This is a genomic window from Streptomyces sp. NPDC048560 (genome assembly GCF_040650955.1).
GTDB lineage: Bacteria > Actinomycetota > Actinomycetes > Streptomycetales > Streptomycetaceae > Streptomyces.
Genome location: NZ_JBEZIJ010000001.1, coordinates 303175 through 318809, shown reverse-complemented (window position 1 = coordinate 318809; position 15635 = coordinate 303175). Strand labels below are relative to the sequence as shown.

General features: G+C 71.6%; 12 protein-coding genes. 4 read left to right on the top strand and 8 right to left on the bottom strand.

The genetic code is table 11. From position 1 onward, the window contains the following. Window positions 1-4: 4 nt before the first annotated feature. The 3 genes from pyk to pta all read right to left on the bottom strand — a co-directional run bounded on the left by pyk (window position 5) and on the right by pta (window position 4892). Window positions 5-1438 carry a pyruvate kinase gene (gene pyk / locus AB0C82_RS01320; RefSeq protein ID WP_362835079.1) on the bottom strand — a complete coding sequence of 478 codons (1434 nt, stop codon included), beginning with the start codon at window positions 1436-1438 and terminating at the stop codon, window positions 5-7. Between the two features lie 74 nt (window positions 1439-1512). Then, window positions 1513-2814: an acetate kinase gene (locus tag AB0C82_RS01315; protein ID WP_362835077.1), complete on the bottom strand. Its 1302-nt coding sequence runs from the start codon at window positions 2812-2814 to the stop codon at window positions 1513-1515. After that, a complete protein-coding gene (gene pta, locus AB0C82_RS01310; protein WP_362835075.1) occupies window positions 2811-4892 on the bottom strand; it encodes a phosphate acetyltransferase in 2082 nt (693 codons plus the stop codon). The genes AB0C82_RS01315 and pta overlap by 4 nt, the downstream gene beginning before the upstream one ends. A 356-nt stretch (window positions 4893-5248) precedes the next feature. Between pta and AB0C82_RS01305 the strand changes: the two genes are divergently transcribed. After that, complete coding sequence (locus AB0C82_RS01305; RefSeq protein WP_362835073.1) at window positions 5249-6274, top strand: ATP-dependent 6-phosphofructokinase; 1026 nt, start codon at window positions 5249-5251, stop codon at window positions 6272-6274. Window positions 6275-6297: 23 nt separating this feature from the next. Here AB0C82_RS01305 and AB0C82_RS01300 read toward each other — a convergent pair whose 3' ends face one another. The 3 genes from AB0C82_RS01300 to AB0C82_RS01290 all read right to left on the bottom strand — a co-directional run bounded on the left by AB0C82_RS01300 (window position 6298) and on the right by AB0C82_RS01290 (window position 9431). Further along, window positions 6298-6921, bottom strand: coding sequence for a helix-turn-helix transcriptional regulator (locus AB0C82_RS01300; protein WP_362836965.1), 624 nt, complete (start codon window positions 6919-6921; stop codon window positions 6298-6300). Window positions 6922-7083: 162 nt separating this feature from the next. Further along, window positions 7084-7758, bottom strand: a complete 675-nt coding sequence (locus AB0C82_RS01295) for a response regulator (protein WP_362835071.1) — start codon at window positions 7756-7758, stop codon at window positions 7084-7086. Then, entirely contained in the window at window positions 7755-9431 is a 1677-nt protein-coding gene (locus AB0C82_RS01290; RefSeq protein WP_362835069.1) for an ATP-binding protein, read from the bottom strand. The genes AB0C82_RS01295 and AB0C82_RS01290 overlap by 4 nt, the downstream gene beginning before the upstream one ends. A 160-nt stretch (window positions 9432-9591) precedes the next feature. Here AB0C82_RS01290 and AB0C82_RS01285 point away from each other — a divergent pair, with 160 nt between their 5' ends. Beyond that, entirely contained in the window at window positions 9592-10947 is a 1356-nt protein-coding gene (locus AB0C82_RS01285) for a cation:dicarboxylase symporter family transporter (protein WP_362835067.1), read from the top strand. 166 nt (window positions 10948-11113) lie between these two features. On the opposite strand, the gene AB0C82_RS01280 is transcribed toward AB0C82_RS01285, so the two are convergent. Next, window positions 11114-12304: an MFS transporter gene (locus AB0C82_RS01280; RefSeq protein WP_362835065.1), complete on the bottom strand. Its 1191-nt coding sequence runs from the start codon at window positions 12302-12304 to the stop codon at window positions 11114-11116. 105 nt (window positions 12305-12409) lie between these two features. On the opposite strand from AB0C82_RS01280, the gene AB0C82_RS01275 reads away from it, so the two are divergent. Together AB0C82_RS01275 and trxA are read left to right on the top strand one after the other, a co-directional pair. Beyond that, a complete protein-coding gene (locus tag AB0C82_RS01275) occupies window positions 12410-12814 on the top strand; it encodes a MerR family transcriptional regulator (RefSeq protein ID WP_362835063.1) in 405 nt (134 codons plus the stop codon). 3 nt (window positions 12815-12817) lie between these two features. After that, window positions 12818-13159: a thioredoxin gene (gene trxA / locus AB0C82_RS01270; protein WP_362835061.1), complete on the top strand. Its 342-nt coding sequence runs from the start codon at window positions 12818-12820 to the stop codon at window positions 13157-13159. 68 nt (window positions 13160-13227) lie between these two features. Here trxA and glgB read toward each other — a convergent pair whose 3' ends face one another. Next, on the bottom strand, window positions 13228-15618 hold the full coding sequence (glgB, locus tag AB0C82_RS01265) for a 1,4-alpha-glucan branching enzyme (protein ID WP_362835059.1): 2391 nt from the start codon (window positions 15616-15618) through the stop codon (window positions 13228-13230). Between the last annotated feature and the right edge of the window lie 17 nt (window positions 15619-15635).

The following is a 15635-nucleotide window of genomic DNA, read 5'->3' as shown; positions in this document are numbered from 1 at the left end:
AGCGTCAGCCGCGCTCGACGACCTCGGCCAGGTGGTGCACCCGGACCATGTTGGTGGTGCCGGGGACGCCGGGGGGCGAACCGGCCGTGATGACCATCGTGTCGCCGTCGTTGTAGCGGTTCAGCTTGAGCAGCTCCGCGTCCACGAGGTCGACCATGGCGTCGGTGTTGTCCACGTGCGGCACGACGTAGGACTCGACGCCCCAGCTCAGCGCGAGCTGGTTGCGGGTCGCCTCCTCCGTGGTGAAGGCGAGGATCGGCTGCGAGACGCGGTAGCGGGACAGCCGGCGGGCCGTGTCACCGGACTTGGTGAAGGCGACCAGCGCCTTGCCGTCCAGGAAGTCCGCGATCTCGCAGGCGGCACGGGCGACCGAACCGCCCTGTGTACGGGGCTTCTTGCCCGGCACCAGCGGCTGGAGGCCCTTGGAGAGGAGCTCCTCCTCGGCGGCGACGACGATCTTCGACATCGTCTTGACCGTCTCGATCGGGTACGCGCCCACGCTGGACTCGGCGGACAGCATGACCGCGTCGGCCCCGTCCAGGATCGCGTTGGCGACGTCGGACGCCTCGGCGCGCGTCGGGCGCGAGTTGGTGATCATCGACTCCATCATCTGGGTCGCCACGATCACCGGCTTGGCGTTGCGGCGGCACAGCTCGATGAGGCGCTTCTGCACCATCGGGACCTTTTCGAGCGGGTACTCGACGGCCAGGTCACCACGGGCCACCATCACACCGTCGAAGGCGGCGACGACGCCCTCCATGTGCTCGACGGCCTGCGGCTTCTCCACCTTGGCGATGACGGGGACCCGGCGGCCCTCCTCGTCCATCACCTTGTGGACGTCCTTGACGTCCTCGGCGTCCCGCACGAAGGACAGGGCGACCAGGTCGCAGCCCATCCGGAGCGCGAAGCGCAGGTCGTCGACGTCCTTCTCGGAGAGGGCGGGGACGTTCACGGCCGCGCCGGGCAGGTTGATGCCCTTGTGGTCGGAGATGACACCGCCCTCGATGACGATGGTCCGCACGCGGTGGCCCTCGACCGCGACGACCTTGAGCTCCACGTTGCCGTCGTTGATCAGGATCGGGTCGCCCTTGGCGACGTCGCCCGGCAGACCCTTGTAGGTCGTACCGCAGATCGACTTGTCGCCCGGAACGTCTTCGGAGGTGATCGTGAACTCGTCCCCGCGGACCAGCTCCACGGGGCCCTCGGCGAACTTCGCCAGGCGGATCTTGGGGCCCTGGAGGTCGGCGAGTACGCCGACCGCGCGGCCGGTCTCGGTGGCGGCCTTGCGGACCCGGTCGTATCGGCCCTGGTGCTCCTCATGGGTGCCGTGACTGAAATTGAAACGGGCCACGCTCATGCCGGCCTCGATCAGAGCGACGAGCTGCTCATGGGAGTCGACGGCGGGACCGAGGGTGCAGACGATTTTGGAACGGCGCATGAGGCGGATCCTATCGGTTTGTTTCGCTGCGGAATATTCCGTCTGGTGGAAGATACAAAGGGGCGCGGGGGTGCTCAGTTGTCGACCTGTCCGATGAGCGGGCCGGCCTGTCCGACGGGCCTCCCGGCCTGTCCGACGAGCGCGAAGGTCTGGTCGGCGATCTCCAGTTCCTCGTCCGTCGGCACCACCGCCACCGCCACTCGCGCGTAGTCCGGCGAGATCAGCCGGGGCTCACGGGAGTGCACGGCGTTGAGGTCCCCGTCCACCGCCGGCCCGAGTTCCGCCAGACCGGCGATGGCAGCCTCCCGCACCGGGGCGGAGTTCTCCCCGACACCCGCCGTGAACACCACCGCGTCCACCCGCCCGAGGACCGCCGAATAGGCGCCGATGTACTTCTTCAGCCGGTGGATGTAGATGTCGAAGGCGAGCGCGGCCCGCTCGTCGCCCTCGTCGACCCGGCGGCGGATCTCCCGCATGTCGTTGTCGCCGCAGAGCCCCACGAGACCGCTCTTCTTGTTCAGCAGGACGTCGATCTCGTCCGTGGACATCCCCGCCACCCGCTTCAGGTGGAAGGTGACGGCCGGATCGATGTCTCCTGAACGCGTACCCATGACCAGCCCCTCCAAGGGGGTCAGTCCCATCGAGGTGTCCACGCACCGGCCGCCCGCCACCGCGGACGCCGAGGCGCCGTTGCCCAGGTGCAGCACGATCAGGTTGATGTCCTGGAGCGGGCGCCCCAGCAGCTCGGCGGTCCTTCGGGAGACGTACGCGTGCGAGGTGCCGTGGAAGCCGTAGCGGCGGATGCGGTGCGCGTCGGCGGTCTCGACGTCGATCGCGTACCGCGCCGCGCTCTCCGGCATCGTCGTGTGGAACGCCGTGTCGAAGACCGCGACCTGCGGCAGGTCCGGGCGCAGCGCGCGCGCCGTACGGATGCCCGTGATGTTCGCCGGGTTGTGGAGCGGGGCCACCGGGACGAGCCGCTCGATCTCCGTCAGCACCTCGTCCGTGATCACGGTGGGCTCGGTGAACCGCAGCCCGCCGTGCACCACCCGGTGACCGATCGCCGCCAGCTCGGGGGAGTCCAGGCCGAATCCGTCGGCGGCCAGTTCCTCGGCCGCCGCCTTCAGCGCCCCCTCGTGGTCGGCGATGCGGCCCGTCCGGATCCGCGGCTCCGCGCCGCCGCCGGGCTGGAGGGTGTGGGTGAGCCGGGAGGTCGCCTCGCCGATCCGCTCGACCAGGCCCGTGGCGAGCCGGGAGTGGTCCCGCATGTCCAGGAGCTGGTACTTCACCGACGAGGAGCCGGAGTTGAGCACGAGGACGCGATGGGGGTGTACGGCTGCCACGGTGGTCGTACCTTCGTCGGTCGGCTCGGTCATACGGTTCGCTCCTCGCCCTGCGCCTGGATCGCGGTGATGGCCACGGTGTTGACGATGTCCTGGACGAGCGCGCCGCGGGACAGGTCGTTGACCGGTTTGCGGAGCCCCTGGAGCACCGGGCCGACGGCCACCGCGCCCGCCGAGCGCTGCACGGCCTTGTAGGTGTTGTTGCCGGTGTTGAGGTCCGGGAAGATCAGCACCGACGCCTGGCCCGCGACCTCCGAGCCGGGCAGTTTCGTGGCCGCGACGGACGGCTCGACCGCCGCGTCGTACTGGATCGGGCCCTCGATCCGCAGATCCGGCCGTGCGGCGCGTACCCGCTCGGTGGCCTCCCGCACCTTGTCGACGTCCGCGCCCGTTCCCGAGGTGCCGGTCGAGTACGACAGCATCGCGATCCTGGGTTCCACGCCGAACCGGGCCGCGGTGACGGCCGACTGCACGGCGATGTCCGCGAGCTGTTCCGCGTCCGGGTCCGGGTTGACGGCGCAGTCGCCGTACACGAGGACCTTGTCGGCGAGGCACATGAAGAAGACGGACGAGACGATCGAGGCGTCCGGCTTGGTCTTGATGATCTCGAACGCCGGGCGGATCGTCGCCGCGGTGGAGTGCACCGATCCGGAGACCATGCCGTCGGCCAGGCCCTCCTGGACCATCAGCGTGCCGAAGTAGTTCACGTCCGACACGACGTCGTACGCGAGCTCGACCGTCACTCCGCGGTGGGCCCGCAGCTGTGCGTACCGCTCGGCGAAGGACTGGCGCAGTTCGGAGGTCTGCGGGTCGATCAGCTGGGTGCCCGCGAGGTCGATGCCGAGGTCCGCGGCCTTCTTGCGGATCACGTCGGCGTCACCCAGGAGCGTCAGCTCGCAGACGTCACGCCGCATCAGTACGTCGGCGGCGCGCAGCACCCGCTCCTCGGTGCCCTCGGGCAGGACGACCCGGCGGCGCTTGGAGCGCGCCTGTTCCAGCAGGTCGTGCTCGAACATCATCGGGGTGACCCGGCTGCTGCGGGCCACGGAGAGCCGTTCCAGCAGGGCGGCGGTGTCCACATGGCGCTCGAAGAGACCGAGCGCGGTCTCCGCCTTGCGGGGCGTCGCCGCGTTGAGCTTGCCTTCGAGCGTGAAGAGCTCGGCCGCCGTAGGGAAGGACCCGCCGGCCACCGCGACGACCGGGGTGCCCGGCGCGAGCCGGGCGGCGAGCCGAAGGATGTCCTCGCCCGGCCGTTCGTCCAGCGTCAGCAGCAGTCCCGCGATGGGCGGGGTGCCCGCGCTGTGCGCGGCCAGTGCGCCGATCACCAGGTCCGCGCGGTCCCCGGGGGTGACCACCATGCAGCCCGGGGTCAGCGCGTTCAGCACGTTCGGCAGCATGGCGCCGCCGAAGACGAAGTCCAGGGCGTCCCGGGACAGGCCCGCGTCGTCGCCGAGCAGGACGGTGCCGTCGAGCGCCGCGGTGACCTGGGCGACGGTGGGCGCGGAGAGCGCCGGGTCGTCCGGGAGGACCGAAGAGGGGACGGGGAGCCGGGCGGCGAGCCGCTCGGCGAGCTTCTCGCGGTCCTCCGGCGCGACCCGGTTCACGATCACCGAGAGGACGTCGCAGCCGAGGCCCGCGTACGCGCGGTAGGCGTTGCCCGCCTCGGACCGTACGGACTCGGCGGTCTGGTCCTTGCCGCCGACCACCGCGATCACCGACGCGCCGAACTCGTTGGCCAGTCGGGCGTTGAGCGCCAGCTCGTCCGGGAGCTGGGTGGCGGAGAAGTCCGAGCCGAGGACCAGCACGACCTCGTACTCCCGGGCCACCTGGTGGAACCGCTCGACGAGCAGGGAGACCAGTTCGTCGGTACCCTGCTCCGCCTGGACCGCGGATGCCTCGTGGTAGTCGAGGCCGTACACGCTCGCGGGGCTCTGGGTGAGCCGGTAGCGGGCCCGCAGCAGCTCGAACAGCCGGTCGGGGCCGTCATGGACCAGCGGCCGGAAGACTCCGACCCGGTCCACCTGACGCGTCAGTAGCTCCATGACTCCCAGGTCGACGACCTGGCGGCCGTCCCCCCGGTCGATTCCCGTCACGTACACGCTGCGCGCCACGCGTGCTCTCCCGTCCTGATCGGCCGACTCGTCCGGTGGGGTTGCTGATATCCCGAAAGGGGTGTCATTGGCTTGCATTGCTCTTGACGATACCTGCGGGGGCGGCGTGGGCGCCCGCCGGAGCGGGCCCCGCCGGAGGCCGTTCACAGGCCCGTTCCCCGGGGTTTCCACGGGTCCGCGGGCCGCCGGAGACCCCCGCCCGGGCCCCTCGCGGGATCTCCCGGCCCCTCGTGCCGGAGCAGCCGGGAGAGCGGGGGCCGGACCGGGCGTGGGACAATCGCCGTGGCTCACGGTACGGGGGTCCCTTCGAGGAGCCCCCCGAATGCACGGCACTAGCGAGCAGGAGACCCAGCACGATGCGCATCGGAATTCTCACGGCGGGCGGCGACTGCCCCGGCCTGAACGCAGTGATCCGGTCGGTCGTGCACCGCGCCGTCGTGGGTCACGGCGACGAAGTCATCGGCTTCGAGGACGGGTTCAAAGGACTGCTCGACGGCCACTACAGGCCTCTCGATCTCAACGCCGTCAGCGGCATCCTGGCCCGCGGCGGCACCATTCTCGGCTCAGCCCGCCTGGAGCGGGACCGGCTGCGGGAAGCCGCAGAGAACTGCGACGAACTGAGCCGCCGTTACGGCATCGACGCGCTCATCCCGATCGGCGGCGAGGGCACCCTGACCGCCGCCCGGATGCTGTCGGACGCCGGTATGCCCGTCGTCGGCGTGCCCAAGACCATCGACAACGACATCTCCGCCACCGACCGGACCTTCGGCTTCGACACCGCAGTCGGCGTCGCGACCGAAGCCATAGACCGCCTCAAGACCACCGCCGAATCGCACCAGCGGGTCATGGTCGTCGAGGTGATGGGCCGGCACGCGGGCTGGATCGCGCTGGAGTCCGGCATGGCGGGCGGCGCGCACGGGATCTGCCTGCCCGAGCGGCGGTTCCAGGTCGACGACCTGGTCAAGATGGTCGAGGAACGTTTCGCGCGCGGCAAGAAGTTCGCCGTGATCTGTGTGGCGGAGGGCGCGCACCCGGCCGAGGGCTCCATGCCGTACGCGAAGGGCGAGATCGACCAGTTCGGCCACGAGCGCTTCGCGGGCATCGGCAACCGCCTGGCCATCGAGCTGGAGCGCCGGCTCGGCAAGGAGGCCCGGCCCGTCATCCTCGGGCACGTGCAGCGCGGCGGCACACCGACCGCGTACGACCGGGTCCTCGCGACGCGTTTCGGCTGGAACGCGGTCGAGGCGGTCCACCGCGGCGACTTCGGCAGGATGACGGCGCTGCGCGGCAACGAGATCGCCATGGTCCCGCTCGCCGACGCGGTCACCCGGCTCAAGACGGTCCCGGCGGACCGGATGTACGAGGCCGAGTCGGTCTTCTGACGGACCCGGCCCCCAGGGCGGTCCTACACGCCCGCCGTGCGCCAGAAGTGCTCGACGATCCGGGCGAGGAAGGCGCGGCCCGAGTCGCCCGTCGTCTCCGGGCGCTGGGTGTCCGCGCTGCTCCACGTCAGGGTCGACACCATCAGCGACTGGTAGTCGGCGTGCAACTGCTCCAGCACGCTCTGGATCAGGACCCGGTCCAGCGGTACGAGCTTCGTGACCGGGCGCACGTACGCCTGCCAGCGCGTCGTCACCGCGCTGTTCAGCAGCTCCGCCAGGTCCTCGTTGCGGCCGCTCGCGGTCAGGAACTGGGCGGCCGTCAGCTCCAGCGCCTCGCACAGGGCGGCCGACTGCCGTTCGTTGCCGCGCCAGCGGTTCGACTCCTCCATCCGCTGGTAGGAGGCGCCGCTGAGTCCTGTCCGGCCGGCCAGCTCTTCGATGGAGAGGCCCTGGGTCAGCCGGTGCTCGCGCAGGGTGGAGGCGGCGGCGAGCAGCTCGCCGGGCGCGCACCACAGGACACCCGCGAGCGCCGTCAGCTCGCGGTCCGTCGGCGTCGCCGTACCCCGCTCCCAGGCGATCACCGTCTCCGGCGGGAGCCGGAGGCCGTACTGAGCTGCGAGACCGTACGCGACATGACCGGGCGCCATCCCCAGAGCCTCGCGAAGTCGGCGCGCGGCGGGGGCGTTGAAGGGCGGAGTGGGATGCACGGCCCCACCGTAGGAGGCAAAGGACCCCCTGGCTACGGTCGGTTCCGCCCAGATCACCCTTCGTAGGAAGCTACTAGGACGAACCGGGTCGTGCCGACGCGTTCAGTGGCTCTCCGGAACCCAGCGGTAGTGCAGCTCCGGACGTCCGACCTGTCCGTAATGCGGCCTGCGCGCCGCCCGGCCCGTCGTGACCAGATGTTCCAGATAGCGCCGGGCCGTGATCCGCGAGATTCCCAGCGCCTCACCGGCGGCGGCCGCCGTCAGCCCTTCTCCGGCGTCCCGCAGGGCCAGGGTCACCGCCTCCAGCGTCGGACCGCTCAGCCCCTTGGGGAGCGCCGAGGGATGGGCGACCCGCAGCGCGCCGAGGGCCCGGTCCACCTCCTCCTGGCCGCTCGCCTCGCCCGCCGCCGCACGGAACTCCGCGTACCGCACCAGCCGGTCCCGGAGGGTGGGGTAGGTGAACGGCTTCAGCACGTACTGGACGACACCGAGCGACACCCCCTCCCGCACCACCGCGAGATCACGCGCCGACGTCACGGCGATGACGTCGGCGGCGTGCCCGGCGGCACGCAGCGAGCGCAGCAGCTGGAGGCCGTGCCCGTCGGGCAGGTACAGGTCCAGGAGCAGCAGATCCACCGGCGTGCGCTCCAGCGCCCGCGCCGCCTCCGCCCGCGAGTGCGCCACGGCCGCCACCTCGAAGCCCGGCACCCGGCCCACGTACAGCTGATGGGCGTCCGCCGCCACGGGGTCGTCCTCGACGACCAGCACCCGGATCATGCGGTGACCTCTCCGGCCGTACGGTCCGGCAGCGGCAGCCGCACGGTGAACTCGGCGCCGCCGTCGGCGCCCCGGTCCAGCGAGACCTTCCCGCCGTTGCGGTGCGCGGCCTGCCGTACGAGGGCGAGGCCGAGCCCGCGTCCGGCGCCGTGTGTCGACCAGCCGCGCCGGAAGACCTCGTCCGCGTCGTCGGGACCGATGCCCGCGCCCGTGTCGGCGACCCGCAGCAGCAGTTCGCCGTCCCCCGCGAGCGCCGTCACCGTGACCCGGGCCCGCGAGCCGGTGCGCGGCGAAGGGATGGCCGCCGTGCCGTGCCCGGCGCCCCCCGCTCCCGGGCCGCCCGTCGCCGCCTCCGATGCCGCGTCGACCGCGTTGTCGATCAGATTGCCGAGGATGGTCACGAGATCGCGCTGCGCGAGCGTCGCGGGCAGCGCCCCGTCGTCGATCAGGCTGTCGTCGGCGAGCACCAGCTCCACGCCCCGCTCGTTCGCCTGCGCCGCCTTGCCGAGCAGCAGTGCGGCCAGCACCGGTTCGGCGACCGCGCCGACGACCCGGTCGGTGAGGACCTGGGCCAGCTCCAGTTCCGCCGTGGCGAAGTCCACGGCCTCCTCGACGCGGCCCAGTTCGATCAGCGACACCACGGTGTGCAGCCGGTTCGCCGCCTCGTGGGCCTGGGAACGCAGCGCCTGGGTGAAACCTCGCTCCGAGTCCAACTCCCCGGAGAGGGAGAGCAGTTCGGTGTGGTCCCGCAGCGTCACCACGGTGCCACGCCGTTCCCCGCCCACCACCGGACGGGTGTTGACGACGATCACCCGGTCCGCCGCCAGGTGCACCTCGTCGACCCGCGGCTCGGAGGCGAGCAGGGCCCCGGTCAGCGGGGCGGGCAGTTCCAGCTCGGCCACGGTGCTGCCGACCGCACCGGGCCCCAGGCCGAGCAGCTCGCGGCCCGCGTCGTTGATCAGCGCGATCCGGCGCCGCCCGTCGAGCATCAGCAGCCCCTCGCGCAGCGCGTGCAGGGTGGCCTCGTGGTAGTCGTGCATCCGGCTCAGCTCGCCCGCGTTCATGCCGTGCGTGTGGCGCCGCAGCCGGGCGTTGATCACATACGTGCCGAGCCCGCCGAGTGCCAGCGCCCCGCCCGCCGCGAGACCCAGTGCGCCGAGCTGTTCGCGTACCTGTGTGGAGACCCGCTCCACGGTGATGCCGGCGCTGACGAGGCCGGTGATCCTGCCACCGTCCCTGACCGGTGTCACGACCCGTATCGAGGGCCCGAGGGTGCCGGTGTACGTCTCCGTGAACGTCTCGCCGCGCAGCGCCTGCGCGGTGTGCCCGAGGAACGTCTCGCCGATCCGCTCGCGGTCCGGATGCGTCCAGCGGACCAGTCGCGGGCTCATGATCGTGACGAAGGTGATCCCGGTCTCCTCGCGGACCTGCTCCGCGTACGGCTGGAGCGCGGCGGAGGGGTCCGGGGTGCGGATGGCCTCCCGCACGGAAGGGGAACCGGCCACCGCCAGCGCCGCGGCCCGCACCTGCCGGGCGGCGGTCTCCTGCGCCTGCGCGCTCCCGGAGGCGTACGCGAAGAACGCGCACCCGGCGACGACAGCGGCCACCAGCACGACCTGCATGGCGAAGAGCTGTCCGGCCAGGCTCCGGGGGCGGGTACGGGGGAGGCGCATGCCGTCCAGTCTGCCTGGCCCGGTCAGCGTGTCCGGAGGTGGCTTGAACCCGACCGTGAACGATATGAACGCAAGGGTGACGGGGGTCACAGGGGGATGGATAGTCGCCGATGCCCCCAGGGACGGGGGAGCGACCGCGACATCAGCCGAGGAGGCCCCCGTGGCAGTAACAGCCGCAAGGCGGGACCGGACCCATTATCTCTACCTGGCCGTGATCGGAGCCGTGGTTCTCGGCATTCTCGTGGGCTTCGTGGCCCCCGGGGTGGCCGTGGAACTCAAGCCCATCGGTGCGGGCTTCGTGAACCTGATCAAGATGATGATCTCGCCGATCATCTTCTGCACGATCGTGCTGGGCGTCGGCTCCGTACGCAAGGCCGCCAAGGTCGGAGCCGTCGGCGGTCTCGCCCTCGGCTACTTCCTGGTGATGTCGACGGTGGCCCTGGCCATCGGCCTCGTCGTCGGCAACATCCTGGAGCCCGGTTCCGGCCTCCACATCACCGAGGCGGCCCGTGCCGCAGGTGAGAAGCAGGCGGCGGGGGCCAGCGAGTCGACCGTGGATTTCCTGCTCGGCATCATCCCGACGACCATGGTCTCCGCCTTCACCGGCGGCGAGGTCCTCCAGACGCTGCTGATCGCGCTGCTCGCGGGCTTCGCGCTGCAGGCGATGGGCGCCGCCGGCGAGCCGGTCCTGCGCGGCATCGGCCACATCCAGCGCCTCGTCTTCCGGATCCTCGCCATGATCATGTGGGCCGCCCCGGTCGGCGCGTTCGGCGCGATGGCAGCGGTGGTCGGCGAGACCGGCCTCGACGCGCTGAAGTCCCTGGCGATCATCATGATCGGCTTCTACGTCACCTGCGCGCTGTTCGTCTTCGTCGTGCTCGGTACGATCCTGCGGCTCGTCGCCGGGGTCAATCTGCTGTCGCTGCTGAAGTACCTGGGCCGTGAGTTCCTGCTGATCGTGTCCACCTCGTCGTCGGAGTCGGCCCTGCCCCGGCTCATCGCGAAGATGGAGCACCTGGGCATCAGCAAGCCGGTCGTCGGCATCACCGTGCCGACCGGCTACTCCTTCAACCTCGACGGCACCGCGATCTACCTCACGATGTCCTCCCTCTTCATCGCCAACGCCATGGGCGACCCGCTGAGCGCGAGCGAGCAGATCTCGCTCCTGGTCTTCATGGTGATCGCCTCGAAGGGGGCGGCGGGCGTCACCGGCGCCGGCCTCGCGACCCTCGCGGGCGGGCTCCAGTCGCACCGCCCCGAACTGGTCGACGGCGTCGGCCTGATCGTCGGCATCGACCGGTTCATGAGCGAGGCCCGCGCCCTGACGAACTTCGCCGGCAACGCGGTGGCCACGGTCCTGGTCGGCACCTGGACCAAGGAGATCGACAAGCAGCGAGTCGACGAAGTCCTCGCCGGCCGGATCCCGTTCGACGAGAAGACCCTCGCCGATGACGCGCCGGTGGAGAGCGTGGTCCCCGAGCAGCGTGAGGGCGGCGAGGTGCCCGCGAAGGTCTGAGGCAGGGAACCGTAGGGCGGGCGGGGCGTGAGCGTGATGGCCTACAGCCCCGCGATGGTCGTGGGCGGCGTCTTCTTCGTCATCCCAGGCGGTCCGCGGACAAGTACGCGCGACATCGGTACGCGCGGGGCCGGTACGGAACCCCGTACCGGCCCCGCGCGTGTGTTCATGCCCCGGCCCGCACCGGATGCCGGAGGAGGTAGACGGCCGCCGTCGAGACGAGGACGGCCATGCAGGCGATGAAGACCAGTCCCGCCCCCTCCAGGCCCATCGGGCCGGTCAGTACCCCCACGCCGATCACGGGCACCGAGATACCCGTGTACGCCACAACGAACAGCGTGGAGACGACCGCGGCCCGACGGTCGGGGGGAGAGGCCCCGGCCACCGCGGCCAGGGCCCCGCGGAACGACAGCCCCTGCCCGGCCCCGCCGACGAGGGCGCTGAGGACCACCAGCACCAGCAGGTCCCAGTGCAGCGCCCCCGCCAGCAGCGCGAGTCCGGCCAGGAGACCGGCGCAGCCCAGCGGCAGCGACCGGCCCGCCCCCACCCGGCCGACCGCCAGCTGGCCCGCGGTCGAGGCGAAGAAGGCGAGCGCCACGACGCCACCGGTCACGGCGTGGTTGCGCACGTCGAGGGACTGCGCGAGGAACGCCGGGCTGACGGACGTGAACACCCCGAACAGCGCGAAGCCCACGAACGACGCGGTCGCGGCGGGCCCGAACACCGCCCCCACCTTCGGCGGCAGACCGGGGCGCCGCGGCCGTACGGTCCTCGGCCGACGCCGCTCGTGTACGGTCTCCGGCAGCCACCACAGGACGGCGGCCGAGCCGGCCACCAGCGCGAGGTGTACGGCGAAGGGCAGGTACAGCGGCCACGCGGCGTACTGCGCGAGGACTCCGGCGAGCAGCGGACCGCAGCCCAGCCCGCCCATGTTGGCGGCGGTCGCGACGAAGGTGGCCCGGGAGGCGCCGCCGGGCGGCGCCAGCTCCATCACGTACACCGTGGCGGCCCCGGTGAACAGGCCGGCGGACAGCCCCGACAGCAGCCGCCCCGCGAAGAGCCAGCCGAGCCCCGTGGCGGACAGGAAGCAGACGGCGCTCGCCGCCGCCAGCGCCAGGCCGCACATCAGTACCGGCCTCCTGCCCACGGTGTCCGAGACGTTCCCCGCCAGCAGCAGCACCCCGATGACCCCGAACGCGTACGCGGCGTACACCAGGGTGACCACGAGCTCGGAGAAGCCGAACTTCTCCTGGTAGAGGCCGTACAGCGGGGTGGGCAGGGTGGTGCCGGCCATGCACACGGCGAACACCGCCCCGCCGAGCTCACACCGGCGCCACCCTCGACGATCACCGTCCATGCCGCCGACGCTAGCCTCCGGACCACCCGTTGCCGGGGCGACGTGCCGCAGAGCTCCGGGTCCGGGCCTTGCCCTGACGTCCGCGTCAAGGATTACGGTCGGCCTATGCGAATCGGGGAGCTGGCCGAGCGGGCCGGGACGACCACGCGGACTCTGCGCTACTACGAGTCACGCGGGCTGCTGCACGCACGGCGCGCGGTGAACGGCTACCGCACGTACGACGAGAACGATCTGCGGATGCTCCAGCAGATCCGGACCCTGCAGGACTTCGGGTTCGATCTGGAGGAGACCCGCCCGTTCGTCGAATGCCTGCGTGCCGGCCACCCGGCCGGTGACGCCTGCCCCGCCTCCCTCGCCGTCTACCGCCGCAAACTCGGCGAACTCGACACGCTCATCGAGCAGTTGCGGACGGTCAGGGACGAAGTGGGCGTGCAACTGGCCCGTGCCGAGGTCGAGGCCTCGGCCGGCCTGCCCGGGGGCCCCGAACCACGTTGCGAACTGGGAGGATGACGAATGATGCACATAGAAGGCGTCTCCGAGGTCACCGACGCGACCTTCGACGAGGAGGTTCTGGGGGCGGAGCTCCCGGTCCTGGTCGAGTTCACCGCCGACTGGTGCGGCCCCTGCCGTCAGCTCGCCCCGGTGCTCGGCGCCGTCGCGGAGCAGGAGAGCGGCCGGCTCAAGGTCGTCACGATCGACGTGGACGCCAACCCGGGCATCACCGCCCGGTACGCGGTGCTCTCGATGCCGACGCTGATGGTGTTCCGGGCCGGCGAACCGCGGAAGTCCATGGTCGGAGCCCGCCCCAGGCGCAAGCTGCTCCAGGAGCTGGAGGACGTGCTCGCGCCGGCCTGAGTGCCACCGGGGGCCCGCACCGGCGGATGCGGTGCGGGCCCCCGTCGGGCCGGGTGCGGGTCAGCGGGTCACGCGGGCCGGAAGTACACCGTGGCCAGCGGCGGCAGCGTCAGGAGGACACTCGACCGCCTGCCGTGCATGGACACCGCCTCCGGCTTCAGCGGCTCCTCGTTGCGGACGTCGCCACCGCCGTAGCGTGCGGCGTCCGTGTTGATGATCTCCACCCAGCTCTCGAAGCCGTCCGGCACCCCGACGCGGTAGTCGTGGCGCACCACCGGGGAGAAGTGCGAGATCGCCAGGAGGGGCGAGCCGTCGGCGTCGTAGCGCAGGAACGCGAACACGTTGTCCTCGTACGCGTTCCCGTCGACCCAGTCGAAACCCTCCGGCACGGTGTCGCGCTGCCAGAGGGCGGGCACCGCCCCGTACACCGCGTTCAGGTCACCCACCAGCGTGCGGACACCGCGGTGGTCGCCCGAGGCCTCGTACGAGGGGTCGAGCAGCCACCAGTCGGGTCCGTGCCCCTCGGACCACTCCGCCCCCTGCGCGAACTCCTGCCCCATGAAGAGGAGTTGCTTGCCGGGGTGGGCCCACATGAAGCCGAGGTAGGCGCGGTGGTTGGCGCGCTGCTGCCACCAGTCGCCCGGCATCTTGCTGACCAGCGCCTGCTTGCCGTGCACCACTTCGTCGTGCGAGATCGGCAGGACGTAGTTCTCGCTGTACGCGTACACCATCGAGAAGGTCATCTCGTTGTGGTGGTACTTGCGGTGCACCGGCTCCTTGGACATGTAGACCAGCGAGTCGTGCATCCAGCCCATGTTCCACTTCAGGCCGAAGCCCAGCCCGCCCTGGTCGGTGGCGCGCGTGACGCCGGTCCAGGCGGTGGATTCCTCGGCGATCGTGACGACCCCCGGATTGCGCCGGTAGACGGTCGCGTTCATCTCCTGGAGGAAGGCCACGGCGTCCAGGTTCTCCCGGCCGCCGTGCTCGTTCGGCGACCACTGCCCGTCCTCGCGTGAGTAGTCGAGGTACAGCATCGAGGCCACCGCGTCGACCCGCAGGCCGTCGATGTGGAACTCCTCGCACCAGTACGTCGCGTTGGAGACGAGGAAGTTGCGCACCTCCTTGCGGCCGTAGTCGAACTCCAGCGTCCCCCAGTCGGGGTGCGCGGCCCGGGACGGGTCCGAGTGCTCGTACAGCGGGCGGCCGTCGAACTCCGCGAGCGCCCAGTCGTCGCGCGGGAAGTGCGCCGGCACCCAGTCGACGATGACGCCGATGCCGGCCTGGTGGAGGGCGTCGACGAGATACCGGAAGTCGTCCGGGCCGCCCATGCGGGAGGTCGGCGCGTAGAACCCGGTGACCTGGTAGCCCCAGGAGCCGCCGAAGGGGTGCTCGGAGACCGGCATCAGCTCGACGTGGGTGAAGCCCAGATCGCGCACGTAGGCGGGCAGCTGCGTCGCCAGCTGGCGGTAGGTGAGGCCGGGCCGCCAGGAGGGCAGGTGCACCTCGTACGCCGAGAAGGGGGCCTCGTGGACCGGGCGGTCGCCGCGGTGCGCCATCCAGTCCGCGTCCTGCCACGCGTGGTGCGAGGCGGTGACCACCGAGGCGGTGGCGGGGGGAATCTCCGTCTGCCGGGCCATCGGGTCGGCACGCATGGTGTGCGAGCCGTCGGGGCGGCAGATGTCGAACTTGTACAGGGCGCCCTCGCCGATCGCCGGGACGAACAGCTCCCACACGCCGGACGATCCGAGTGAGCGCATCGGGAGGCCCTTGCCGTCCCAGTAGTTGAAGTCACCGGCGACCCGCACCCCGCGGGCGTTCGGCGCCCACACGGTGAAGCGGGTGCCGGTCACCCCCTGGTGCTCCATCGGCCGGGCACCGAGAGCGGTCCACAGCTCCTCGTGCCGGCCCTCGCCGATCAGGTGCAGGTCGAGTTCGCCGAGTGCGGGCAGGAAGCGGTACGGGTCGTCGACCTCCGTCTCGTTGTCCTCGTAGGCGACCGAGAGCCGGTACTCGGGGACGTCGGACAGCGGCAGGACCCCGGCGAAGAACCCGTCGCCGTCCTCGTGCAGTTCCGCCCGCAGCCCCTCGGCGACCACGGTCACCGATCGAGCGAAGGGTCGCAGCGCGCGGAACTCCACGCCACCCACGGTCGGGTGCGCGCCCAGCACGTCGTGCGGGGCGTGGTGCTCACCGGCGAGCAGCCGCGCCCGGTCCCCGCCGTCCAGGGCCACGGCGGGCAGTACCTCCTTGCTGCCGCCGCCGCGCCGGGGGCGTGGCGGCGTCGCGGCCGCCCGCTTGGCCCGGGCGCGCTTGGCCGGCGGCGCGGCGGCACCCTTGGCCGGGGCTGCGGTGGACGCGGCGGGGGCGGTCGGGGCGGAGACCTCGGCGGTCACCGGCTGCTGGACGGGCGGAACCTCGATGGGGTTCGACGTCTTGCGGGACGGCTTGCGGGCGGTCACAGGGACTGCCTCCTCGG